This is a genomic window from Vibrio sp. WZ-1 (genome assembly GCF_052037695.1).
Taxonomy (GTDB): Bacteria; Pseudomonadota; Gammaproteobacteria; order Enterobacterales; family Vibrionaceae; genus Vibrio.
Map to the genome: position 1 here is coordinate 14,514 of NZ_JBQEQR010000038.1, position 24,420 is coordinate 38,933.

Consider the following 24,420-nt stretch of genomic DNA (forward strand, 5'->3'; position numbering starts at 1 on the left):
ATTTCGTCCTAGAATTCGTATTTTGCATTTAGCGTGAAGTAGCGCCCTGGCTCGGTTGAGTAACGCTTACTTTCCTCAGCGATACCCGCTACGTCTTGGTATCGGATGTACTCTTTGTTGAAGAGGTTGACGATGTTTGCGCTAACACGAAGGTCTTTGGAAACGTGGTAAGTTGCGCCAATATCAAACGTATTCCACGCACTTGTCTGCGCGCACTCTGTCGCTAGACCAAGCGTGGTCTGGCATTTAGGAACGCGATCCATGGCAGCGGTCCAGTTCCAAGCCACGTAAGCGTTGAAGTCTTGGGTGACGTATTTCAGTTGAGCGTTACCTTCGAATGGCGTAATGCTTCGAACGTATTCGCCTTCCGCGTCTTTGCCATCTACGTAGCCAAACTTAGTGCTGATGTCCCATTGTTTAGTGAGCGCGTAACCCACAGAAAGCTCTGCGCCATAAGTCTCTACGCCCTCAAGGTTTTGGTACTGTTTGATGTAATTACCAGTGCTTGAGTCAAAGCCTGTGGTCACAACATCGATGAAGTTTTCAAACTTGTTGTAGAACACCGACGCATAGACATACGCACGACCGTTATCGAACTTGTTACCGATTTCAAATGAGTCCGAAGTTTCCGCTTCTAGGTCTAAGTTAGGTGCGATAACAAAAGGCGTTAGCGGCACGAAATCATGGTTCACGAAGCCATATGCTTTATCGTATTCCGGAGCACGGTAACCGTGGTTGTACGACACATAAACGATGTTGTTGGCAAACATTTCACGAGAAACCGACAGGCTTGGAGACACCTCAGAGCTATCCATGTCTTTTAATGGGAAGCCGCCCACTTCACCCTCACCGTCCGGCGTTAGACGGTGCGCATCAAAGCGCAAGCCGCCTGTGATGGTCCATTTATCCAGTTCCACCATGTCTCGAACGTACAAACCAATATTATAAGCACGAGCAGGAGCGAAAGGTTGTTTGGTCGAAGGCGTTACCCCATTCCAATCAATCTTGGAATCGCTATCTGTGCGTTCGTAATAGTCAGTAGAAAGCTCGACACCGTAAGCCAATTGATGCTCAGTATTTGCTGCAAAAATCGTATTGGTGAAGTCGCCACGAAAACCAATTGTCTCGTCAATGAAGGTTTTGTGTTCCAGCTCGCGACGTTTGGTGATCAAACCATTGTGATCCACTTGGCGCATTAAACGGTTGGTGTCTTCCACGACTTCGGTGTGACGCCAGTAAACTTTGGTATCCAACTCTTCAAACCAAGTTGGATTAATCGGTGTCACCTCTGCACCAATGTAAGCGCTGTACTCTTCGGAGGTTTCATCTTCAGCAAAGTCTTCAATATGCCAGATGCCATCAGGTTGAATGGACGGTGAACCCTCCAAACGCTCTTGATTCTGGGTGTAGAGTTCCGCTTTGGCTTTCAACATCACCTCTTCATTGAAAAAGTGGTTGATCGTATAAGCACCGCTGTAACCATCTAGGTCGCGGTTATACAAATCTTCATCAAAGTTACGTGTTTCTTGACCTTGCCAGTAAGAAACGTTGAACAAACTCTCTGTATCACCGGAGCGGAAAGCTAGGTTACTCGTGCCTTTGTACTTGTTGCTGATGTCGGTGTAAGTACCGGAAACATCGGTATAGAAGTTTTTGTCTTTTAAGAAATCACCCGGCTGACTGGATTCTAAAATCACCACACCGCCGATCGCGCCAGAGCCGTGCACCGAAGAGCTTGCACCTTTAATGATTTGCAGCGATTCAAAATTGGATAAATCAAAAGTATCTCGCCCAACCGCGTCATTAATGTCATTTGCACCAAAGCCATCCGCAGAACGAATGCCATCACGAACGATGACTATTCGATTACCTGTCATACCACGGATGGTAATGTTTTGCGGACGACCAGCACCGCCCGTCACGCTTACACCAGGTTCGTTACGCAGCACGTCATAAAGCTCGGTTTCGCCTCGTTCTTCGATTTGCTCGTTTGTGATAACCGCGACACTACCTGCCACTTTTGACAATGGCTGATCGATTTTATTGGCGGTTACAACCACCTCTTCCATTGAGAAAACCTTAGATTCGGCGTGCACTTGACTGGCAGCAAGTACCGAAAGTACTGCCGCTGACACTGGGGTAAGCTTCATTTACTGCTCCGCTTTAGATGTTTTAATGAGTGATAGTAGAAATGCGTATTCCTTCGCTTGTTGCTCTCTTGCCTGCCTTGGATCCATGCGGTGGCCAGAGTGAAAATCCGTTTGCAACAAATAAGGGCCTGTCGATTCACTGGTCGACGAAATATGAGCGAGATACTTCGCGCCTTCCCAATAAGGCACACGTTGGTCGTTTAATCCGACTTGAACCAACATGGGTGGGTAAGCGTCTTTGTGGATATTGAGAATAGGATCATAAGCTTGCATGGCTTTGAGCTGCTCTGGGAGTGTCGGATTCCCCCATTCCCCGTATTGTTGTTCAGTAAGTGGTAACGTCGTATCGGACATGCTGGCAACAACATCGACAAACGGAACCTTCATCACCGCGCCAGCAAACAAGTCCGGAGCTTGATTGATCGAGCCGGCAACCAAAGTACCACCAGCACTCGATCCAATCGCGTAGACATCACGTTCACCACCATCAAAGTGTTTAAGCGCTTGTGCAGCCGCCGTGAAATCATTGATAGAGTTGGCTTTAAGAACGCCTCGGCCTTGCTCATGCCAGTCGGCACCAAAGTAACCGCCACCACGAACATGCGCTATCGCGTAGATAACGCCTTGATCTAGTAAGCTCACCGTTTGAGGCATGAAATAAGGTTTCATGGTAAACCCATAAGCGCCATAGCCGTACAGCACAACAGGAGCGTTGTCGCTGAGCTTATCTTTGCGGTAAGCAAGAGAAACCGGCACTTCCACACCATGACTTTTGACCATAATGCGTTTAGAAACATAATCTTGGCTAGAGAAGCCGTGATAGATATCTTGCGAGAGATTTGTCTTTGTCTGTGCTTTAACATCAAACTCTTCCCACAAAGGCGGTGTCGTCATCGACATACTACGAATGCGGATTTTGTTAGAGCGGTAATCACCAAGAGTGCTCAGCCAAGCAACGCGCCCGTCCGATTCGAACGGAAGAGATTTTTTCGCCTTGCCATCGTAAGAGTAAACCGAGATTGTCGTTTGATTGTCTTGCTTGGTTAATGCCACAAGTCCCGCTTCATACAAATAGAATTGCTCTACACCGTTTTCTGAGCGTAAGAAAGACTTCCAATTCGACTCAACAGTGTCCGCATGTTTCTCGGGCATCGCAGTTTCAAACAAACCAAACTGACCATTAAGATTGCTGTTGATAAAGACTCTGTCTTGAGCAACATCCGCATAATACTCCACACCGGATTCCGGTTTACGTAGCGAGGCCGTCAGCTCTCCAGAATCAAGGGTTAGGATCTTTTGTTCGGTGGTCGATTCATTGTTACTTTGTACCAGTGCGAAACGCGCGTCGGCTGAGGGATAGAAGGACATGAGCCAATCGGTCTTGTCCTCTTGCCAAAGTACCTTCTGCTCGGTGGTTTGAGTGTTAATTCGCACGATTTGGTAAGGGCGTTGTGTTTTTTCGTCCTTTGATACAACGAAAGCAAACTTACCATTTGGTGAGAGCAGAACACCATTGTCTACGCTACTGATCAACTCACGCGCGTTACCATTCTTAAGATCTACTAGTACAGCACGGTATTGTTCACTGCCATCAATATCTTCGGTAAATAGCAATGAATTACCTTCCACATACCATTGACCAATTTGGAAATACTGACGCTCTGCTTGGCGAGAAGAAAAATCGTACACCACGTTCTCTTGCGCATTTTTATCTGCTCGTGACAACAAAACGAAGTTGCCTTGTCGGCGAGTTAGATTCCACTCTTGGCTGTTTTTAATCACCCATGGCTTGTCACCTTTTTCTGCTGCCATGGCTTCCCATTGGCTCAACAGATGTTGGGTAATCTCGTCATAGCGCTTCTGGAAGCGTTCTGTTTTTTGGTTTTGCTGTTTGAGGTAAGACAGTACACGTGCGTCTTGACGAGAGTCATCTCTCAACCAATCAAAATTATCCTCCGCAGCACTAGACAAAGAAGTAACCAAAAGCCCTAAAAAAACATGAGAAAATTTCATACAAAAGGCAAAACCATTTATAACATTGATGTGATTTCGCGTATTCTGCCTCTAAATAAAAATGATATCAATTATCATTTGCATAATTTAAGCTGTTTATGTCGTATTTTATTAGGGCAAACGTTTAAATGAAGGCTAAATACATTGAGGTCAAAGGGAGTAAATGACCAATTAATTATTTAATATAAATGCAATTGACTGATATGAAAAAGCCACCTGACAAGGTGACAAAGGAAGCTTTTATTTTAACGAATGATTCAAAAGATTGGGATATGGCTAGTGATAACCCAAAGTAAAGCGAGGAATCCGACAAAATAGAGTGAAGAAACAACAACAGATTTTATCAGCTCCCCCATTTGAGAGTCTTCAGTGATCATAAAAACCTCCACGAACCAGCACAAGTGTGCAACTGACCAATGCCATACAAACAAATGACAACATTTCGATCAAAACCCTCTGCTTCTGCCACCCCAATGTGTGGCACTGTTTGTCTGTTAGACTCATATCAACTTGTTCTAACCAATGCTTTTCTTGTGCCCATCGTTCATCTTTCTGCATCTGTATTCTCCTCTTCACACCGTTAATGCTAAACAAGAACACCGTTCAGAAAAATCAAAGACTCTTGAACCTACGTTCAACTCAGATAAACATTAAGTCGCAGATACAAAAAATCCGAGCTTGAAAGCTCGGATTTTCCTAAAATTTCAATTAAGCAATGCGGTGAATATTAATCTTCAGCACTTGGCTCCGCTGGCTTTTTCTTAGGGATAAATACGTTATCACCCACCGCCACATTTTGGTAGAAACCTTTATCTCGCTTAGCAGGCTTCTTAGCCGTTTTCTTCGCTTGAGGACGCGCTTTCTTCGGCGCTGCTTTCTTACCACGGAAATCAGGTTTACGCGGTTTCAAACCTTTAAATTTACCTTTTAGGTCTTCAAATACAGAGAAGCTCAGATCTTGCTGTAGGTATGTTTCTACACGCTTAAAGCTATCCCAGTCTTTAGGGCCAACCAATGAAATAGCATCACCTTTGTTACCCGCACGACCTGTACGACCAACACGGTGAACGTACTCTTCCGTATGCTTAGGCATGTCAAAGTTGATTACGTGTGTCACGGTAGCGATATCTAGACCACGAGATGCGACATCTGTAGTAACAAGGATCTTAAATACCGCACGTTCGAACTGACTCATGATAGTGTTACGCTGAGTCTGGTTTAAATTACCGCTGAGCGCGATCGCTTTAAGTTTCTTTTCATTCAACTTTTCAGTTAGACGCTCAGTGTCATCACGCGTTGCAGTAAATATGATTACTTGACGGTATTCTGCTTCTTCAAGAACACGCTCAAGGATCGCCTCTTTGTGATCCAAATGATCGCACAAGTAAAACTTCTGAGTGATGTCTTTGTGCTCTTCGTTAGACACACCAACCGCAATACGTTTCGGTGCATTCAACATCTCAGATGCAATACCGTTCACTTCTGCATGGTCAAGTGTTGCTGAGAACATTAATGTCTGACGACGACGGTGTTTAGCTGCATTATGAATACGACGTAGCTCTGGAGCAAAGCCCAGATCCAACATACGATCAGCTTCATCAAGAATCAGTGTTTCCAAACCATCTAGATATAGTGAGCGGTGCTCCAAGTGGTCAGCTAAACGTCCTGGCGTTGCAACGATAAACTTAGGGTAACGACGTAGAGCTTTAACTTGATCGTTAAAGTTCTCACCACCAAGAATCAAAGCAGCATCATAAGTCAAACCAGCCAGCATTGAGCGTAGTTCACCATACACCTGCTTCGCTAGCTCACGCGTGGGTGCTAAGATCACTGCTCGTGGGTCTTTCGCAGAAAACGACTTCGTCTTTAATGACTTATGAAGCATCGGCAATACAAACGCCAAAGTCTTACCCGAACCTGTTTTCGAAGATGCCAATAAATCTTTGCCTGCAATCGCAACAGGGATCGCCTGCTTCTGAATGTCAGTCGCTTTCTTGAAATCGTAGTGTTTTAGGTTCTTCAACAATCGGTTGTCTAGGCCTAGATCTTTAAATTGCAAAGTATTCTCCAATAAATAGTCATCGTCTGAGCGCTTTTTTCATGTCGTTTCCGCTCTAACGCAGCAAAAAATAAAAGCCCGCTATAATACCGCAAATCATAGGAGTATAGATAGAGATCACACAATATAAATGAAAAAGAAAAGCAAAAGTTTCAATCGCAATACTTTCATTTATGTCAATATCGTCTAAATTATTGATATCAGGAAAGTAGCGAAAATGCTGACTGAGTAACGTTACGTGGACTCTCAGGCGAGAGTAAACTCTTACCAATGTGAGCTGAGAGTCAGAGCTTTATTTCAGTAACCTATGAAATTCTTGGATTTTTTTGACTTTTGCTACATCATGTACTGATAAAATGTTCATACATTTTAATTCGCAACTATATGACAAAGAATGTATAGGGCGTAACCTCAACTATAAGCAAGGAGTTCTTAACATGAACAAAACGTTGATCGCAGCTGCTGCAACTTCAGTACTTCTACTAGCTGGTTGTGCTTCATCTGATGATGCAGCAACAGCTAACGCAGCAAAACTAGACGAACTAAGCAACCAAGTTAGCCAGCTAAGCCAAGACGTTCAAGCACTTCAATCAGACGTTCAAAAATCTGGTGAAGCAGCTATGGCAGCTCAAGAAGAAGCTGCACGTGCTAACGAGCGTATCGACAACATCGCTCAGTCTTACACTAAGTAAGATTTGATTCCGCGCTTTAATGCTTATTAAGGCGCGGTTATTTCTACTGGAACACCATTCTGCGCAGCAATCGCTGCTTTTGCTTTCGCATTCGTCATACCATACTCATCAAGCCACCAATTCAACTCTTGTGGAATTTGTAGGTGATCTTTCTCGCCGTTACTACGAGTTAATGGTTCATGTGCCTCCACAAATACGCTGCGGTCTGGTTCAAGCGCTACTTTTACTGGTTGGTTGATGACTTTCACCTTTTCACCGCGACGCACTTGCTCGAACAACCATTCAATATCCTTAGGATCCATTCGAATACAACCCGCGCTCACACGCATACCAATACCAAAATCTTTGTTAGTACCGTGGATCAAGTACTCTCCATGACCATATGCCAAGCGCAATGCAAACATACCCAGTGGGTTGTCGGGACCGGCAGGCACAATAGCTGGAAGATCAATTCCCTTCGCTTTATATTCTGCGCGAATAGACGAAGGTGGTGTCCAAGTAGGGTTTGGCCGCTTTTGGCTGATACTCGTGGTCATTTCCGGTGTGTCACGACCGATTCGACCAATACCTACCGGAAATATGTGCACGACGTTTTCCTTTGCAGGGAAATAGTACAGACGTAATTCAGCAAGGTTAATGACGATGCCATCATGGGGGACATCAGGAAGAATTAGCTGAGTAGGAATAGTTAGCACGTGCCCTTCTCTTGGCAAAAAAGGATCTACGCCTTTGTTGGCTGCCATCAACGCCAGCATACCAACATCGTACTGCTTAGCGATGTTCGCCATAGTTTCGCCCTGCTCGACTACATGGTTTTCCATGCGACCTATCACACGAGCACCGTCTTCCGGTAGTTCGTACATCTTTGCGAACGATAAGCCACTAACCAAAGACAACGATACAGACAACAGGGTTCGTTTCGCGATACTCATCGGACGCATCTTGCTAGGCATCTCTCTCTATTCCTTGGCGTTTTTGAAGAGCCGTAAGGTTATCGCTCTTTCTACCTTGTGATCAACCATCGGCTTGTGATAATCAAGTAAATTAAAGCCACTCCATAGCCAAGGGTTATGGATAAACTTGTTTGGAACTTGTTTTATTTCCGGCACCCAATGGCGAACAAATGAGCCATCAGAGTCAAACTTCTCACCTTGGCTAATCGGGTTAAAGATTCGGAAATAAGGCTGTCCATCACACCCTGTTGATGCCGACCACTGCCAGCCACCATTGTTAGCAGCAAAATCTCCATCCACCAGCTTACTCATAAAGTAGGCTTCTCCCCATCGCCAGTCGATGTGAAGGTCTTTGGCTAAAAAGCTTGCGACGATCATACGAAGTCGATTGTGCATCCACCCCGTCGCATTAAGTTGTCGCATGGCTGCATCGACGATGGGATACCCTGTTGTTCCTGTTTTCCAGCGTTTAAAGGCTTGCTCATCGTAAGACCATTGGATCTTATGTTCCCACGGAATAAAGCCTTTGCCTTTTACCAGCTTTGGTTCGAACACCAATAAGTGCTGATAAAACTCGCGCCATATGATTTCGCTCAACCACATTGCTTTGCCTTCAGTAAGGTCAGAGTGTGGATTCTCAGCATAAAGCCTTGCGATACATTGCCTTGGCGACAATGCGCCGATCGAAAGGTAAGGCGATAACTGGCTAGTTCCATCAACAGCAGGGAAATCTCTTTCTACTTTATAAGCATCACTGCGCTCTCGAGCGAACTCTCTTAATCGGTTGAGGATGTCTCCGGTCGAGGCGTGCCATTGCTCACTCGCATCACGTGGATAGGAAAAAGCCACATCAGCATGATAGCGATCAGTTTCAACTGGCTTAAGTGCATCATCAGATAGCTTTAATTGCGGTTCTGGTTTCCACACCATCGGTATTTGGAACTTTTCTAGCCAAGCACGTTTAAAAGGAGTGAAGACTTTGAAGTAGTCACCCTGCTTGTTTAACACCGTGGTAGGCGCATGAACACATTTGTCGTGGAAAGCCTCAAACGTGACTTGGCTTTTGGCCAAAACATCCGCTGCTTCCCTGTCTAACGCTTGTTCGTTGACCTCGTAATGAATGTTAGCCATGACACTTCTAGCGTTCAACAATAGCGTCCACCCTTTAATTACCTCTGACACATCAGCAAACTTGGGCACTTCTTTATAGAGAAGGGGAATATTGAGATCGGCGAGTTCTTCATCGAGATGCACCAAACGCCGCGCAATCAGATCTGCTTGCATTGGTGACATATTGTGCTCGTGCCATTGCTCTGGCGTTGAAACAAAACAGGCAACAACGGGCTGCCCTGTATCTAGTGCAGCCTTAAGTGCTGTGTGGTCTAACGTTCGTAGGTCACGTCGGAACCAAACCAAAATCATGGCATCTCCTTACGAGAATGTGCTTAGGCAGTAAAGTGCAGCTTCTCTATCACTTCCGAAAACTGCACTTTTTCTGGAAGCTGACTTTGTAATGTGGATAACACTTCCACCTGCTTGATAGGCAGTGCTCTGTTAGAAAAAAAGTGGACGAATTGATAACGAGACAGTACCTCGTGGTCAACCAAGCCAGACACATCTTCTACTTTATCGATCAAAGTAATGTGATAGCCCTGTTCGCACAGTATTGCAGCTTGAACCCAACTTTCTGACTCACGTACTTGTTCAAAGCTTACCAATAGACACTTTCCTTTCGACGCCGCTTTATTCTCTGAATCCACCACTAAAGCAAGGCGAGTAATTAAACATGTTTGGAACAAACCAAGCTGTAAAGAACGAAGTGATACTTTCACCAAATCTAATGCTTCGAAGACCGGATAGATCAGCTGCTCGATAACGATGTTGAGAGGATACTCTTTCAATACACTGGACAAGAGTGTCTCTGTTTTACCACGGTTTAGCTCCGACAATGCTTTTAGCAAGGCTTCTGTTTCTTCTAAACGCTCAATATCTGTCCCTAAGTCAACATCTGATTCCTGACCCAACAAGCCTTTCACTTTACCGATAGCAACGCCTTTAGCCAGCCATCCTTGAATCTCTCGAATTATGTCCAAGTCCTGCTGGCGATATAAGCGATGCCCTTTATCGGTTCTTTTCGGTTGAATCAAGTTATAGCGTCTTTGCCAAGCACGCAGAGTAACGGGCTTTACACCCGTTAACTCAGATACATCTCGAATCGCGTATAGTTTTTCTTCTTGGCTACAATCCATAACGAAGTCTCATCTCCTGTGGATACGGTTCTAAATATTTCTGTTTTTCAAGGTACGCATCTGGGTACGTATTGAGATAGTGCTTAATTAACGTTAACGGGGCAAGTAATGGTAACAAGCCAGTACGATAATCACTGATCACAGTCGCCAACTCAGCTTTTTCATTGCCAGTTAAAGAGCGTTTAAAGTACCCCTGAAGGTGCATCAACACATTAGTGTTATTCTTACGGCTAGCGCGGTTCTGTAGCGCTTTCATCAAACCCAGGCGATATTCGTTATAGAAATCTTCAATATCATAGTTCGCCACATCGGCCACTAAGCGCCCAAGAGAACGATACGACTCCGGATGATGTGCCATCAGTGTTAGCTTATAGCGAGAGTGGAAATCGATGATTTTTCCACGTGTTGGCTCACCCTCCATCGACTCATAAAAGTCATTCAAACAATAAACACGAGTAATAAAGTTCTCTTTAAGCACCGGATCATTCAGGCGTCCATCTTCTTCAACTGGTAGCCATGGCATTTTTTCCATTAAAGTTCGGGTGTACAAACCGATGCCCTCTTTAGCAGCATTATTCTTGCTGTAAACCTTTACTCGTTCCATGCCACACGTTGGCGACTTCGCGCACACGATATAGCCACACAACTGCTCGCCTTCCAATTCGTTCACTTTGTTTTTCGAATAAGTAAGCATATTGTCAGTGTGGTCGTTGTCTGGATTCCTCGTTTCAACCAAGGCGATTCGTTCTTCATTACTCACTAGGCGAATTGTTGGACGAGGAACAGACATCCCTACTCCAACTTCTGGACAGACTGGTACAAAGTTGAAATAGCCGTCTAACTCCTTCGTTACGAAGTTGCTGATTTTATGTCCCGAATCGAAACGTACTCGTTGTCCAAGTACACAAGAACTGATACCGACTTTGATTGAAGATTCCATAACGAAGCATCCTATACAAAATGTTTTGTTGTATAACTTATAGCAAGTCAATTAAAATTGTACAAGAAAATAAATTGTACAATTTAATCGTTTTACTCACTCTATTCGAATATCGATCAGAAACTTTGAAGAAAAATTTTTGTGCTTAAAGCCGAGATTTTGTGCACGCAATCGACAAACTGCTCAAAAGCAAATCGATTGCCTTTTTGCTTTCAACAGATTTAGTTATCAACAGATTAATTGAACACTAAAACCCATGATTTTGTGACTTATCTCTCAAGGGGATATTGCCCGTCCCGATATTATTACCTCAACGAAAACGAACAAGTTCAACAGAATTGGTAATAGCCTTCTATAATAAAGGCGATTTATCAGAACAAGACTTTGGAGAGCACTTATGGCAACCCCACACATTAACGCACAACCAGGTGATTTCGCTGAAACAGTTCTAATGCCAGGCGACCCGTTGCGCGCTAAATACATCGCAGAAACTTTCCTTGAAGATGTAAAACAAGTTTGTGATGTTCGTAACATGTTCGGCTTTACTGGCACATACAAAGGCAAAAAAGTATCTGTTATGGGCCACGGTATGGGCATCCCATCTTGCTGCATCTACGTTCACGAGCTAATCGCTGAGTACGGCGTGAAAAACGTTATCCGCGTTGGTAGCTGTGGTGCAGTACGCGACGACGTTAAACTAATGGACGTTGTTATCGGTATGGGTGCATCTACAGACTCAAAAGTTAACCGCATCCGTTTCAACAATCACGACTTCGCTGCGATTGCTGATTACGGTCTTCTTGAAGAAGCGGTTAACCAAGCACGTTCTCAAGAAGTACCAGTTAAAGTAGGTAACGTATTCTCTGCAGACCTATTCTACACACCAGAAGCTGACATCTTCGAGAAGATGGAAAAACTTGGCATCCTAGGTGTAGACATGGAAGCGGCTGGTATCTACGGTGTAGCTGCGGATCTAGGCGCGAAAGCACTAACAATCCTAACGGTTTCTGACCACATCATCCGTGGTGAAAAACTAAGCTCTGAAGAGCGTCAAAAGTCGTTCAACGACATGATGAAAGTTGCTCTAGAAACTGCAATCAACATCTAAGAAACACTTAAGTAGTAATTTGCAGCCGGTGCCTGACCGGCTGCCTGAATTATCCCGAGGGGGCGATTGTGTCTAACGGCGAACTGCCAAAAGACGCAGATGGGTTACAACTCAACTTTTGTAAAACATTGGCGTGTGACAACTTTGGATTGAGTGATGCAAAACGTTACGTATTGCAACATGCTAACCCTAAACGTCCGGCGATGGTCTGCCGTGAATGTGGAGCTTTCCCCCCCTTACTTAACAATCGCGATGTAGTGAATGAGCTTCATCGTCTTCGTCACGTACACAGTGACGGCTTGCCTGCATGTCGCAACGACGAATGTGACAACTTTGGACTCTCTGTCCACACTCACAAACACCTCTATCACGCTTTTGGCTATAGTGGCGATCGCCAACGCTATCGCTGTAAAGAATGTCAAAGTACTTTTGTCGATAAATGGTCTGGTGCCAACAAAAAGCTTCAATTTCAAGAGAATTTGATGGGCTTACTGTTTACTGGTTATTCCGTTCGAGAGATCTGCCGTAAACTCAGCATCAACCCAAAAACGTTCTACGATCATGTTGATCATATTGCTAGCCGTTGTCGCCGTAAACTTGCGACTATTGATGCTCGCTGGGTTAATCATGCTGACCACTATGAACTTGCCTCTAACTTTGTATCTCTTCAGCCACAAAGCAATAATGGTGTTTATTGGATCGTATCAGGAGAAGCACACTCAGGTTACATTCTTTGCCAACACGTTAATTATTCTTCGAGTGAAGAGCCTGTTGGTTCTGTTGATCATAACCCTTATGAAGACGTTTCACGTTTTGTATCTCAAGATTACACAGCAGAAGCAAGCGAACCCCTACCAGCGCCTTCAAAAAAACTGCGCGAGCGTATCGACCAAAAATACCAAACTATTTTGGCGAGAGGTAATGTAGAAGACCCTCTGGGTAACTTTTCCGTGTTCCATTACCCGTCAAAAGGTGCATTGATCAGACCGCCTTATACGTCTTACGCACATTACCTCCACGTTTTGGATATGTGCAGCTCAGAAAAACGTGTGTCTATTTACATGCCACAAGACCCACTGCTCCGCTCTGCAGCGTTGAGCGTTTGTCTATCACGTATTCAACAGAAAAATGTTGATCTTTTATACGTAGAAGAAGATCCAGAATGGGACATGACGGCACCATTTGGCAAAGTAGATATTGCTTATATGAGTTGGTGGCGAGATCGTTGGGCAATCTCGTCTCAAAATAGTGCACACAAAGGCATTTGTTACCTAGCAGGTGACAGAAATAACCCAGAGTCGTGGTTCAACATCGCAACGACCAAGCATATTCAGTTTTATCAAAACCGTTTTCAATTGTTATTTGAGAGCTTCATCAACGAGCCACGTCGCAAATTAAGACCTGGGGGGCTTTTGCCTCTTTTAGATATTTTCAGAGCTTGGCATAATTTGTGCTATCAAGATAAACAAGGATTGACAGCAGCGCAGCGATTAGAAGTAACTGATGCGCCACTCACTATCAAACAGCTGTTGTCCTAGTTATTTGACATATTGCTCAGTTATGAGTGGTAATGTCCCGACGTTTAGGTATACATTACAGTATTCGATACCTTTTCTGTTTACATTATGCACACTCATATATGTAGACATCATTAGGCACGTTGTCTGTTCGATAGTCATGGATGTGGACTTTGGATAAAAACCAGTTTCAGTTAGAAGCTGAACTCAGTGAGCTAAGAAGGCAAATCAAGCCTAATCCAGCAGCAACATTGCAGCTTGCAGAGCAATGTCGAATGCGTGCGGAACAAATTCTGTTTCCAGAAGGCGAAATCCAGTCCCTTCTTATCATGTCGCACTGTTGCTGGTGCGTGATGGAATATAGAAAGGGTTTAAAGCTTATTAAGCAGGCCTACAATTTACAAACCCAACTCGATACCGACGACTTCCTACCTGAAATACTCCATGTCTTTGCTCTACAGTATTGGGGACAAGCCAAATATTACTCAGCACAACAATACTGGATCAACGCGTTAGAGCAATCAGCTTTAGTTGATGACACTGCGATTCAAATTGAAGCACTTGTTGGGCTGGGAAATGTGTGGCGAATTACAAATGACCACACTCTTGCCGCTTCCACTCATGAACTTGCCGTCAAAGTGGCAAATAGTGTGCGCAACGCTCCTTTAGAAGGAAAAGCCCGAATTCTGTTGGCTTGGGATTACTACCTTCTTAACCAATTTGTTGAGATGCTCACCGTTTTAGACGGAGCCTCTGAAGTCCTTAAAGATCACGACGACAAAACATGGCAGGCAGAGATATGGGATTTTAAAGGACTAGCACTGTTAGGCCTAGAGCGACTCGACGCCGCAGAAGAAGCAACCCAACGAGCTCATACCCTTGCTATGGAACATGATCTTGTCTGGATGAAAGCGCATTCTTGTATAAGCCAAGCGCGATTGCAGTTGCTGCGCAAGAATACCTGTACTGCTAGCGAATTGCTGAAAGCTGCTGAACAGTCAGCGCTCGCTTTTGATAACGGTGAGTTACTAAGTCAGATTTGTTTCCAACAATCTCGTGTCGCAGAGGAACAAGGTGACTACCAATCGGCATTCCTTGCGTTCAAAAAATATCGCAAATACGCCTTAAAAATGCTCAAAGAGCAAACTCAACGTCTTAGTATGGACAAAGCGCGCAGTTCAAAACGACAACTGGAGCAGCGTGCTCGCAAATTGATCAATCGAATTCAAGCTCAGTATGAATACAATCCGGAAAAGCAGTTTTCGAACGTGGTATCAGAAACATACTGGTGGGAAAAGCTCGTCCTATTTAAGACTGAGCTAGCACGTTCCAACCATGCCGTCATTATGATTGAACATGATGACCCCGCATACCTTGATATTTGCACCGAGCTTGTCCATTCACTCACGACGACAAATGACCTGATATCTCGGTTAAGCACCAATCGCTTAGCAATGTTAGTCGCAGATAAAGGTGTTGCCGCAGAACAGATATTCCATGTCATTCAATCAATGATCAATATTTATCCTTGGGCAAGAAAAGGCCTCGCTGAAAAGCAACCCGTTATGTATCTACAGGATATTCTTACTTTCCCGTTCACATTAGAACAACTTGAAGAAAATCGTGCAGAGGCATCATAGATGGAACAACTGTTAAATAAAGTCACCGATGCAGGGCTAGACCCAACTTCTGTCAATGGCGAGGAAGCTCTAATTCTTTGGTCTCATATTCGTCAACACGTAGCATCAACAAACCGAGAAAAAGCGCATTGCTATATTATTAGCGCAGAATACCGAGCCGAGATAAAGCAATTAACAGAAAGCATTGAGGAATTAAAACTTGCGTTAGATTTATTAAGTTTGCCTGAAGATGCCGAAGACATCCTAACGATAAAATCCAGTTTAAGTAACAGAATGGTTGAAATCGGAGAGTATGCTCAAGCGCTCAATGAGTACACCACCACAACGACGATTGCAGTCGACTATGGATTTATTGATGAATACGTGAAAGCAGTAATCGGAATGGGCAACTTATGCGATGCATATGGTGATCACAATCGAGCATTGCGATACTACCAAAAGATCGATGCCATCGATCATGCCATTAGCAGTCGTTCATTGAGACTAAGATACAAGCTTTATATGCTCGCATGTTACATCAAGCTACGTAGGAGTAACGCAGCAGCCGAGCTTTTGGTTGAGTGTGAAGAGCTCAGTATTCTTGTTAGTGATAAAAACCTGACAGGACAAATTCGCTTATATCAGGCCAAAATACACCGCTTAAACCAAGAATATGATAAAGCACTGCTCGCTCTCGCTAAAATCCAATACACAGTGGGCAACCTTCACACCCCTTGGTTATCTACAATGGTGAAAATGGAGATCGCAAGTTGTTTAAGTCATTTTGGCCACAAGCAACTTGCAAACATGCTACTTTCATCGCTTGCTAAGCGTATTCCTACACAATCGTCACCTATTTTGGTGAAGTATTTTTATAATGCGATGAGCAATGTGTGTGCATCTCAATCTTATTTCAAAGATGCCCTCACATATGAAAAGAAAGCATTCCAAATCGAATCCGATTTGGTCAAACATATTCCTATAAGTGAACTAGGCTCCGCACAACTAAGAAGGCTCTCACGCTTTGAGCTACAGCTTAAACTCATTTTATCTGAAATCGAGAATAAAGAGCTAAAAGAGACAACACAGCAACATAAAAATACCGTAGCTCAGCTTCAACAAGATGTGTTTACCGACCCTCTGACATCACTGCACAATCGTCGTTGGTTGGAAGTAAAACTGAAGGATCTGCTACTCCACGATACCCCATTCGCACTGTTGGTGGTTGATATAGACCACTTTAAGTCGATCAATGACGAGCTAAGCCACTTAGTTGGTGATAAAGCGATTCAAAATGTATCCAAAGAACTAGCAAATTATTTCAAGTTCAGGGGCGCCTCTTGTGTCCGATTTGGTGGCGAAGAGTTCTTGGTCATTCTTGAAAATCACGAACTAGCAATGGCGGAAATGCACGCCGAGAATTATCGCGAACGTATCTATCAGTTTGGCTGGCACGAGATCTTGGGGGAACGGGGCTTAACTGTTTCTATTGGTATAACCACTCACCACGAAGGAGAAAACACTCAACGCACCTTCTACCGAGCGGATAAAGCACTCTATCGCGCCAAAGCGAATGGCCGAAACCAAGTGTGCACTGAGCTATAAGCCAATTTCCGAACTATAAACAAAGTTCTGAACAATAAAAACGCCCCAACCGTGACTGGGGCGTTTTTGTATCTTTCTTAAACAGATAGAGAGGAAAGCTTTGGGGCATAAAAGGCATGACAGCTAACATCATCATGGAAGCAATCACACCTTTGACAATGTTAAGTTGCATAGCCGAAAAGCGATGACTAAATTGGCTGTATATCCATGTTGCTACGGCCCAAACAACTGCCGCACTGATTGCAGCTATTTCACCAGAATATTGCACCGCGCACTCCTTCGTATTGCATGCAGTATCTCTCATTAACAGTGAATCAAATCATAAATTTCTTGATTCACTTATTTTTATATCAAATACTTAAACAGTTAATTTACGTAAGTTTTTCTATTTAGCAACAAGCACAGGGAAGTAAGATGTTTCTAGACTATTTTGCACTTGGGTTACTCATTTTCGTTGCTTTAGTTATCTTCTACGGAATCATTGTTATTCACGACATTCCTTATGAAATAGCAAAAGAGCGCGAGCATCCTCACCAAGATGCGATTCATTACGCAGGCTGGGTCAGCCTTTTCACTCTTCATGCACTTTGGCCATTCCTCTGGATTTGGGCAACTTTATGGCGCAAGGAGCGAGGCTGGGGGTTTAAACAACTCGAACAAGAAACACATGATATCCATCATCGTCTTGAAGAGCTCATTGATGAAGTCAATGCGCTGAAAAAAGAAGTGTCAATGTTAAAAGGCGAAAAGCCTGCACAAAGCACTCCAATACAAAAAGAACAAGGTAAGGAGGAACAATAATGGATTTACTACTGGTTCTGACTTACACCGCGTTATGTATTGCGATTTTCAAAATTTTCAATATACCACTCAATAAATGGACAGTGCCAACAGCCGTACTTGGTGGTGTAGTATTGGTCGGCACACTTATCTTATTGATGAACTACAACCACCCATTTACCCAGATCGGAAACCAAGTGTTCTCAACGACACCTGTGGTATCAGGTGTTCGTGGTCGAGTGATAGAGGTACCTGTACAACCAAACCAACCTCTGCAAAAAGGCGATGTACTTTTCCGTATTGACCCAGTGCCGTTTCAAGCCGAAGTCGACAAACTACGAGCAAAAGTGAAAGAAGCAAGCCAAGGTGCTCTTGGTTTAGAATCTAGTGTGCAAGAAGCTGAAGCTTCAGTGCTCAAAGCACTTGCGGAACGTGACAAAGCGAAACGTGAATTCGATCGTTACCAACGTGGTTTTGATCGTGGCGCATTCACAGAGCAACAATTAGATACTCGTCGCCAAGCATTTAAAGCTGCACAAGCCGCTTTAGAAGTTGCGCAATCAAAGCAAGAACAAGCACAAATTGCGCTCGACTCTGAAGTTGGGGGGGAAAATACTCAAGTAGCATCCCTATTAGCAGAGCTTAGAAAAGCTGAGTTCAATTTAGAACAAACAGTAGTTACCGCCCCAACCGATGGTTATGTAACACAACTTGCTCTTCGTCCTGGCGTAATGGCTGTCCCTCTGCCACTTGCACCGGTAATGACGTTTGTGCATACGGAAGAAAAGCTCTATACCGCGGCTTTCCGTCAAAACTCGTTGCAGCGTCTTGAGCCAGGGTTTGACGCGGAATTTATGTTCCGAGCACTGCCAGGCCATGTGTTTAAAGGTGAAGTCGTTGAAGTGCTACCAGCGATTGGTGAGAGCCAATTCCAAGCTCGCGGTTCGCTACTTGGAACAGAAGCATTACGTACCAGCGGCCGAGTATTCGTTACCCTAAAAATTACAGACGATTTGACCGAATACCACCTTCCTATGGGTACGGCAGTCGAGGTGGCGGTTTACTCAGACAGCTTTACCCACGTATCGGTCATGCGTAAGGTACTTATTCGAATGAAGAGCTGGCAAAACTACCTATACCTAGACCATTAATTTTAAAGAACAAAAATCGTACTAAAAAGTGTAATCAGGGGCTGACAGTTGGCCCCTGATTGCATTCTAGCCATCCAGACAGATAGCATTCCCACTTCTCACTATATTCTGTATAATGCGCCCCTTATTTTTGAAGCTTGCTGAAGAACTGAGCCAGTAAAAGAAATGCGTGAATCCAATCACACATTTCTTTAAGAAAAATAGAGCAAACAATAAGCAGCTTGGTTGTTTCCAAACTTTGTTACACAATCAGCGCTATAAAAACAAAGCAAGTGAACGTTCTTTAAAATCGACAATTGAACTGAGGTCATCTATGAATCTTTCTGCTAAAACCGTTGTGGTTATTGCAATTGGTGCTGCACTTTACGGTATCGGCGGTTTACCAATGTTTGGTATTCCCGTATTTGCAAATACAACATTAAAACCAGCAATGGCGGTATTGGCATTGTTCTCAGTACTATTTGGCCCACTTGTTGGTTTCTTGGTTGGCTTTATTGGCCACTGGGTTACAGACCTATTTGCGGGCTGGGGCGTATGGCTGACTTGGGTACTTGGTTCAGGCATTGTCGGTTTGATTATCGGTCTTTTCCCTTCTCTGACTCGCAACCGTTTAGAGAAAGGCGATTTTAATATGAAAGACTTCGTGTTATTCGTGGTGCTTGCTCTATTGGGCAACGTTTTCGGTTATGGCTGCTCAGCCTTCCTAGACACCATTTTGTACGCAGAACCGTTCACTAAGGTATTCACACAGCTGTCGATCATCGCGCTGGGTAACACTATTCTTATTGCTATTGTGGGCTTCTTCATTCTTAAGTCTGTCGCAAAACGTAACAAGCAAAGCCGCAACTTAACAGAGGCTTAATGTCGAATGACAATCGAATTTTCTAACTTCTCTTTTAGATATGAGTCGCTGGACAAACCGACGCTAAAAAATATCAATCTAAGGATAGAGAAAGGAGAGAAAATCGTCATTATCGGTCCAAGTGGTAGTGGTAAATCTACCCTTGGCCAATGTCTTAACGGACTGATCCCACACGCTATCAAAGGGGAAACCAGTGGCAAACTGACCATCAATGGTCAAGACGCCGCCCCTTTTGACATGCACCAATTCACCGAACAAGTTGGTACCGTACTGCAAGATACGGACAGCCAATTTGTTGGGTTGAGCATTGGTGAAGACATCGCATTCGCGTTGGAAAACCAATTGATGTCTACCATCGACATGTACCCATTGGTCAAAGCTACAGCCAAAATGGTCGACTTGGAACAGATGTTAGATCGCTCACCTCACGACCTATCCGGCGGTCAGAAACAGCGCGTTTCTTTGGCTGGTATTTTGGTGGACGATGTCGACATCCTATTGTTCGACGAACCATTGGCAGCCCTTGATCCGAAGACGGGTAAGAAGACCATCGAAATTATCGATGATCTGCACCGTGAAACGGGTAAAACCATTATCATCATCGAGCACCGTCTTGAGGATGTTCTGCACCGTTCGGTAGACCGCGTAATCTTGATGGAAAGCGGTGAAATCATTGCTGACACCACGCCTGACGAGCTGTTGGCCTCTCCTCTTCTTGAGGAGTATGGTATTCGTGAACCTCTTTACCTATCGGCTCTGAAAGAAGCCGGCTGCGCGATTGAGGGCGATGCAAAACCATCGAACTTAAGCACGTTGCCATTGGCCCAATACCAAACTGCCGTCAGCACATGGTTTGAATCATCAACAGCAACTAGTGTTGAAACACAAACCGATACTCTTCTGGCAGTTCGTAACCTTGCCTATTCATACGATGGTGAGAAAAACGCTCTTGAAGACGTTAGCTTCGATGTAAAACGTGGCGAATTCGTTTCGATTTTGGGTAAAAACGGCTCAGGCAAATCCACCATCACTAAGCTTGTGATGGGCGTGATTGAACCAGACCAAGGTTCGATGATGTTGAACGGCCAAGACTTAGGCGATCTAACCATTTTCGAGCGCAGCCAAAAAGTTGGCGTGGTAATGCAAAACCCAAATCATATGATTTCTCATCACATGATTTTCGACGAAGTGGCTTTCGGTCTACGTAACCGTGGCGTTGAAGAGAAACAAGTCGAAACAAAAGTTCTGGAAGTCCTTGAGCTTTGTGGTTTGAACAAGTACCGCCATTGGCCGATTGAGGCATTAAGCTACGGTCAGAAGAAGCGTGTGACGATTGCATCGATTCTTGCCCTAGAGCCTGAACTTTTGATTCTGGACGAGCCTACTGCAGGTCAAGATTACCGTAACTACACATCAATGCTGAGCTTTATCGAAAAGCTTAATCGCGAACTTGGCATTACGGTGATGATCATCTCGCATGACATGCATCTAGTCTTGGAATACACCACTCGTTCAATCGTTATTGCTGATAGCAAATTGATTGCCGACGCGCCAATGACTGAAGTATTCAGTAATCCGGCTTTGCTAGATCAAGCAAACCTGACGACGACCAGTTTGTATGAACTGGCAAGCAAGTTAGGCATAGAGAATACGAACGGCTTTATGCAGCACTTTATTGATGTTGAAAAAGCACGTCGAGAGAACAATAACAATGCAGATGCTGCACATAGTAGTGCTGAAGCTCAAGATTCACAAAACAATGATGCTAAAAACATTGAGAAAGTAGTGGCATGAAAGACAACAAGATGAAGTTTGGTATCAACTACATCGATACCCAATCACCACTGCACCAGTTGAACGGCATCACTAAGTTTTTGATGTTCATCGCTTGGGTAACGGTAGTGCTTACGACCTTTGACCTGCGCATTATTACTCTACTGATCATTGTTGGCTTGGCTCTGCTGAAAATGACCAAGGTGCCATTTCGTGTCTACAAGCCACTCCTAATTGGTACTGGTAGTGTATTGCTTATTAACGCCTTGTTTATGTTTGCATTAGCGCCGCAGCAAGGCACTGAATACATGGGCTCAACGACGGTGTTGTTGTCGTTACCAGGTAATTACTCACTTACCCAAGAGACCCTGTTCTACCTAGTCACGGTGACACTGAAATACTTCAGTATGTTCCCGATTGCGTTAGTGTTTGTGTTTACCACACATCCTACTGAATTTGCAGCAAGTTTGAACCGTTTAGGTGTGCCTTACAAAATCGCTTACGCAGTAAGTTTGACCTTGCGTTACTTGCCAGAAGTGAAGAAAGACTTCGTGAACATCATGCACGCTCAACAAGCTCGCGGGGTAGAACTGAGTAAGAAAGCCCCTCTGTTTACGCGCATGAAGAACGTCGCTAAGATTTTAGGGCCATTGATTTTCTCTAGCCTAGATCGCGCAGACCAAATTTCTAACGCGATGACATTACGCGGTTTTGGTCGTCACTCATCTCGTACTTGGTACAGCCTAAAACCGCTGACCAAAGCCGACATGATTTGTATGGCAGGCATTGCCGTAATTGTTGTAGCTGCGATTAGCAAGCGAGTCATAGACACTCACCTGTTCTGGTATCCATTCTAAAGATACAGCAATTGGCTCACTAGAGAGCCAATTGCTTCATTCAACTCCTCTACAAGCTAAAATCTAGCTTGCTCTTCAAACTCTCACTAGTTTTCAAGAACCATACGCGCGTTCAACGCTTGAATCGGACGATTATTAGCTCCCATAACCTTTGCAAACTCTTTGACTTGCTCTGGTGAGATACTCTGTGCCTCTTTAAGCACCAACCAACGCACCCCTTCAGAACACGGAGGCGTCGTCAAAGAGCCATTGAAGCGGTAGTACTCTTTATCCATTGGGATCAGAGCATCTGCATCAAATGGAGCTTTAATTGCCACATTTTGCTCTTTATCAGGGATATTTTGTAATAGCTTAGCTAGAGCAGAGTTTGCATCACCAACTTTAAAGAATACTGCAACAACAGCTAAGTTACCGTCTTCGTCAGAATGTACAAAGTGCGCTTCCAGTGGGTACTCTTTGCCATCAACATGGTTTTCCGATGGCGTATGGAAATGGAATTGTTTCAAAGCAAAGTCTTTGCCATCAACCTTCAGTGTATTATTGCCTTCCAAACTCGTTTGCAAAGTGTGACCGTTGTTTAACAATGAAATCACTTTACCATCATAATTAAACTGTAACTTAGCTAACTTTGCTTCAATGGTAGAATCAATATTAATTGGGCTTTGGTTTTGGCCTTTTGCACACTCAGAAGCAAACTCTCCCCAATGGGCAGGACCATGCTCTCCTTCGTATCCCCAGTTTGCTGCATTTGCAGTTCCTGCTAGCACTAAAGATAATCCAATCGCAGTCAGTGACTTGTTCATAACGGGTTCCTAATATCATTTTAGGGTTGGCATAAAATGCAACGGTATATCAACTCATACCGTATACTTCGATAAGTGAACGCGTTGATAGCAAATAAAAGTTAACGGACTGTCAGAGGACTATTTCCTCGATAAACTTCGGTTAAATATTGGAAGCAAATGCTCTAAAGATGAAACTAATAACATTGTTAGGTATAGGAAGAGGTGACTAACATTCAAAGCTAGTCCACCTTTAAAACGGAGATGTTTATGGCTTTCTATCAAAGACCAGCTAGGAGGAAATGATCAAAAAGGGATGAACATCATCGACACATGGCGCATCGAAGATGGCAGAATTGTCGAGCACTGGGATTCGATTCAAGCACTTGATTTCTCGATGAGGGTTTATTCCCTAATCAGCGGTGGGGATATCGCTAACTCGAATGGTGTTTTTTGACAAATTGATGTTAAGAGATAGGTATCATTTTGCTCTAAATTGCCTTTCAACGATTGATTATTTTTGTAACAGAGAAATTCTTAGTCTCACCATCCCAACAGAATGAAAGTAATATGTGCGGCGATAAAAAACTAGAGACACAGCCGTAGCTTTATGATGTTACAGAAACAAAAACGCCCCAAGGTTCACTTGAGGCGTTTTTGTTAAGTTGAGATAAAAAAGTCAGACCATTTCAATCAAATAGTCTAACTATATCTTGTTTTCCTTATAACTTAGCATCGACTGTAACTGGTTCGAACTTTTCAGCATTTACGGAAATAGATATTTCCATAGATGGCTTACACTCTTCATATCGCTATGATGGGTACTAATTTTTAGTGTCTGATTAGTGTGAACCTAACCTTATAGTATTATCCTCAGATAATTTCATATCAAATTCGCCTGTTGCTAAGTTTTCCACCCACAAACCACGATAACGACTGAAATCATAGTACGCTAACACGTCTGACTCACCAGCTTGAGGAGGCGTCAACATATAACTTTGAACATCACTACTGTCGAGTGCTCGGGACCAGACTTGGATACCATCCAGCTGCGCATCTTGAAAATCTGAAGCACCTTTTGCCCTATTCACCGCACCAAACAACAAACTACGCAAACTGGAGCCCTTAAACATTGCAGAACTTTCTCGTTTGACTTCTTGACCATTAATAAACAACACACGCTGAGATGCCTCTTTGTCAAATACCGCAGCCAAATGCACCCATTTATCGACCTTGATATCATTTTTACCCTTTATTAGGTTGTCGCCAAGTCCAGCAATCGGCTGGCTACCATCTAGCCCTACATATAG

At 43.9% G+C, this 24,420-nt stretch carries 20 protein-coding genes and 2 pseudogenes; 11 read left to right on the forward strand and 11 right to left on the reverse strand.

Features of this window, described 5'->3' with window-relative positions:
- Nucleotides 1–8: 8 nt before the first annotated feature.
- The 4 genes from ACTS60_RS01380 to ACTS60_RS01395 all read right to left on the reverse strand — a co-directional run bounded on the left by ACTS60_RS01380 (nt 9) and on the right by ACTS60_RS01395 (nt 6,234).
- The gene (locus ACTS60_RS01380; RefSeq protein WP_440886847.1) at nt 9–2,150 is read right to left on the reverse strand and encodes a TonB-dependent hemoglobin/transferrin/lactoferrin family receptor; all 2,142 of its coding nucleotides are present in this window, start codon (nt 2,148–2,150) and stop codon (nt 9–11) included.
- A complete protein-coding gene (locus ACTS60_RS01385) occupies nt 2,151–4,163 on the reverse strand; it encodes a prolyl oligopeptidase family serine peptidase (RefSeq protein ID WP_440886848.1) in 2,013 nt (670 codons plus the stop codon).
- Between the two features lie 366 nt (nt 4,164–4,529).
- The gene (locus tag ACTS60_RS01390) at nt 4,530–4,721 is read right to left on the reverse strand and encodes a hypothetical protein (RefSeq protein ID WP_440886849.1); all 192 of its coding nucleotides are present in this window, start codon (nt 4,719–4,721) and stop codon (nt 4,530–4,532) included.
- 169 nt (nt 4,722–4,890) lie between these two features.
- Nucleotides 4,891–6,234 (reverse strand): DEAD/DEAH box helicase, encoded by a 1,344-nt coding sequence (locus ACTS60_RS01395; RefSeq protein ID WP_440886850.1) that lies wholly within the window; start codon nt 6,232–6,234, stop codon nt 4,891–4,893.
- A 425-nt stretch (nt 6,235–6,659) separates the two neighbouring features.
- On the opposite strand from ACTS60_RS01395, the gene ACTS60_RS01400 reads away from it, so the two are divergent.
- The gene (locus ACTS60_RS01400; protein WP_440886851.1) at nt 6,660–6,914 is read left to right on the forward strand and encodes an Lpp/OprI family alanine-zipper lipoprotein; all 255 of its coding nucleotides are present in this window, start codon (nt 6,660–6,662) and stop codon (nt 6,912–6,914) included.
- A 26-nt stretch (nt 6,915–6,940) separates the two neighbouring features.
- Here the strand turns inward: ACTS60_RS01400 and ACTS60_RS01405 are convergent, their stop codons facing one another.
- From ACTS60_RS01405 to ACTS60_RS01420, 4 genes are read right to left on the reverse strand one after another with little or no spacing between them, the layout of a single operon-like run.
- Nucleotides 6,941–7,867, reverse strand: a complete 927-nt coding sequence (locus ACTS60_RS01405) for a L,D-transpeptidase family protein (RefSeq protein WP_440886852.1) — start codon at nt 7,865–7,867, stop codon at nt 6,941–6,943.
- Between the two features lie 6 nt (nt 7,868–7,873).
- Nucleotides 7,874–9,289 carry a deoxyribodipyrimidine photo-lyase gene (gene phrB, locus ACTS60_RS01410; protein ID WP_440886853.1) on the reverse strand — a complete coding sequence of 472 codons (1,416 nt, stop codon included), beginning with the start codon at nt 9,287–9,289 and terminating at the stop codon, nt 7,874–7,876.
- 23 nt (nt 9,290–9,312) lie between these two features.
- Nucleotides 9,313–10,116, reverse strand: a complete 804-nt coding sequence (locus tag ACTS60_RS01415) for a MerR family transcriptional regulator (protein WP_440886854.1) — start codon at nt 10,114–10,116, stop codon at nt 9,313–9,315.
- Nucleotides 10,106–11,056, reverse strand: a complete 951-nt coding sequence (locus tag ACTS60_RS01420; protein WP_440886855.1) for a YbgA family protein — start codon at nt 11,054–11,056, stop codon at nt 10,106–10,108. The genes ACTS60_RS01415 and ACTS60_RS01420 overlap by 11 nt, the downstream gene beginning before the upstream one ends.
- Before the next feature lie 397 nt (nt 11,057–11,453).
- Here ACTS60_RS01420 and deoD point away from each other — a divergent pair, with 397 nt between their 5' ends.
- The 4 genes from deoD to ACTS60_RS01440 all read left to right on the forward strand — a co-directional run bounded on the left by deoD (nt 11,454) and on the right by ACTS60_RS01440 (nt 16,905).
- On the forward strand, nt 11,454–12,164 hold the full coding sequence (deoD, locus tag ACTS60_RS01425) for a purine-nucleoside phosphorylase (protein WP_440886856.1): 711 nt from the start codon (nt 11,454–11,456) through the stop codon (nt 12,162–12,164).
- Between the two features lie 68 nt (nt 12,165–12,232).
- Nucleotides 12,233–13,702, forward strand: coding sequence for a transposase (locus tag ACTS60_RS01430; RefSeq protein WP_440886857.1), 1,470 nt, complete (start codon nt 12,233–12,235; stop codon nt 13,700–13,702).
- A 152-nt stretch (nt 13,703–13,854) separates the two neighbouring features.
- Nucleotides 13,855–15,321 carry a hypothetical protein gene (locus ACTS60_RS01435; RefSeq protein WP_440886858.1) on the forward strand — a complete coding sequence of 489 codons (1,467 nt, stop codon included), beginning with the start codon at nt 13,855–13,857 and terminating at the stop codon, nt 15,319–15,321.
- Nucleotides 15,322–16,905 carry a diguanylate cyclase gene (locus ACTS60_RS01440; RefSeq protein WP_440886859.1) on the forward strand — a complete coding sequence of 528 codons (1,584 nt, stop codon included), beginning with the start codon at nt 15,322–15,324 and terminating at the stop codon, nt 16,903–16,905.
- 97 nt (nt 16,906–17,002) lie between these two features.
- Here the strand turns inward: ACTS60_RS01440 and ACTS60_RS01445 are convergent.
- A pseudogene (locus ACTS60_RS01445) lies at nt 17,003–17,173 on the reverse strand (EamA family transporter); the annotation flags it as partial.
- A 146-nt stretch (nt 17,174–17,319) separates the two neighbouring features.
- Between ACTS60_RS01445 and ACTS60_RS01450 the strand changes: the two are divergent.
- From ACTS60_RS01450 to ACTS60_RS01470, 5 genes are all read left to right on the forward strand, one after another.
- Nucleotides 17,320–17,706 carry a DUF3302 domain-containing protein gene (locus tag ACTS60_RS01450; protein ID WP_440886860.1) on the forward strand — a complete coding sequence of 129 codons (387 nt, stop codon included), beginning with the start codon at nt 17,320–17,322 and terminating at the stop codon, nt 17,704–17,706.
- Nucleotides 17,706–18,836, forward strand: coding sequence for an HlyD family secretion protein (locus ACTS60_RS01455; RefSeq protein WP_440886861.1), 1,131 nt, complete (start codon nt 17,706–17,708; stop codon nt 18,834–18,836). The genes ACTS60_RS01450 and ACTS60_RS01455 overlap by 1 nt, the downstream gene beginning before the upstream one ends.
- Nucleotides 18,837–19,149: 313 nt before the next feature.
- Nucleotides 19,150–19,698: an ECF-type riboflavin transporter substrate-binding protein gene (locus ACTS60_RS01460; RefSeq protein ID WP_440886862.1), complete on the forward strand. Its 549-nt coding sequence runs from the start codon at nt 19,150–19,152 to the stop codon at nt 19,696–19,698.
- A 6-nt stretch (nt 19,699–19,704) separates the two neighbouring features.
- Nucleotides 19,705–21,492 carry an ABC transporter ATP-binding protein gene (locus ACTS60_RS01465; protein ID WP_440886863.1) on the forward strand — a complete coding sequence of 596 codons (1,788 nt, stop codon included), beginning with the start codon at nt 19,705–19,707 and terminating at the stop codon, nt 21,490–21,492.
- A complete protein-coding gene (locus tag ACTS60_RS01470) occupies nt 21,489–22,328 on the forward strand; it encodes an energy-coupling factor transporter transmembrane component T family protein (RefSeq protein ID WP_440886864.1) in 840 nt (279 codons plus the stop codon). Before ACTS60_RS01465 ends, ACTS60_RS01470 begins: the two co-directional genes overlap by 4 nt.
- A gap of 86 nt (nt 22,329–22,414) precedes the next feature.
- Here the strand turns inward: ACTS60_RS01470 and ACTS60_RS01475 are convergent, their stop codons facing one another.
- Entirely contained in the window at nt 22,415–23,131 is a 717-nt protein-coding gene (locus ACTS60_RS01475) for a carbonic anhydrase (protein WP_440886865.1), read from the reverse strand.
- 277 nt (nt 23,132–23,408) lie between these two features.
- Between ACTS60_RS01475 and ACTS60_RS01480 the strand changes: the two are divergent.
- Nucleotides 23,409–23,567 (forward strand): annotated as a pseudogene (locus ACTS60_RS01480) (nuclear transport factor 2 family protein); the annotation flags it as partial.
- A 385-nt stretch (nt 23,568–23,952) separates the two neighbouring features.
- On the opposite strand, the gene ACTS60_RS01485 reads toward ACTS60_RS01480, so the two are convergent.
- Nucleotides 23,953–24,420, reverse strand: a 468-nt coding sequence (locus ACTS60_RS01485) for a LamG-like jellyroll fold domain-containing protein (protein ID WP_440886866.1), incomplete at its 5' end; no start/stop codon positions are given.

Coding starts and splice junctions, on each gene's coding strand:
- ACTS60_RS01380 (WP_440886847.1), bottom strand. CDS start 2,150: ATGAAGCTTACCCCAGTGTCAGCGGCAGTACTTTCGGTACTTGCTGCC.
- ACTS60_RS01385 (WP_440886848.1), bottom strand. CDS start 4,163: ATGAAATTTTCTCATGTTTTTTTAGGGCTTTTGGTTACTTCTTTGTCT.
- ACTS60_RS01390 (WP_440886849.1), bottom strand. CDS start 4,721: ATGCAGAAAGATGAACGATGGGCACAAGAAAAGCATTGGTTAGAACAA.
- ACTS60_RS01400 (WP_440886851.1), top strand. CDS start 6,660: ATGAACAAAACGTTGATCGCAGCTGCTGCAACTTCAGTACTTCTACTA.
- ACTS60_RS01405 (WP_440886852.1), bottom strand. CDS start 7,867: ATGCCTAGCAAGATGCGTCCGATGAGTATCGCGAAACGAACCCTGTTG.
- phrB (WP_440886853.1), bottom strand. CDS start 9,289: ATGATTTTGGTTTGGTTCCGACGTGACCTACGAACGTTAGACCACACA.
- ACTS60_RS01415 (WP_440886854.1), bottom strand. CDS start 10,116: ATGGATTGTAGCCAAGAAGAAAAACTATACGCGATTCGAGATGTATCT.
- ACTS60_RS01420 (WP_440886855.1), bottom strand. CDS start 11,056: ATGGAATCTTCAATCAAAGTCGGTATCAGTTCTTGTGTACTTGGACAA.
- deoD (WP_440886856.1), top strand. CDS start 11,454: ATGGCAACCCCACACATTAACGCACAACCAGGTGATTTCGCTGAAACA.
- ACTS60_RS01440 (WP_440886859.1), top strand. CDS start 15,322: ATGGAACAACTGTTAAATAAAGTCACCGATGCAGGGCTAGACCCAACT.
- ACTS60_RS01450 (WP_440886860.1), top strand. CDS start 17,320: ATGTTTCTAGACTATTTTGCACTTGGGTTACTCATTTTCGTTGCTTTA.
- ACTS60_RS01455 (WP_440886861.1), top strand. CDS start 17,706: ATGGATTTACTACTGGTTCTGACTTACACCGCGTTATGTATTGCGATT.
- ACTS60_RS01460 (WP_440886862.1), top strand. CDS start 19,150: ATGAATCTTTCTGCTAAAACCGTTGTGGTTATTGCAATTGGTGCTGCA.
- ACTS60_RS01465 (WP_440886863.1), top strand. CDS start 19,705: ATGACAATCGAATTTTCTAACTTCTCTTTTAGATATGAGTCGCTGGAC.
- ACTS60_RS01470 (WP_440886864.1), top strand. CDS start 21,489: ATGAAAGACAACAAGATGAAGTTTGGTATCAACTACATCGATACCCAA.
- ACTS60_RS01475 (WP_440886865.1), bottom strand. CDS start 23,131: ATGAACAAGTCACTGACTGCGATTGGATTATCTTTAGTGCTAGCAGGA.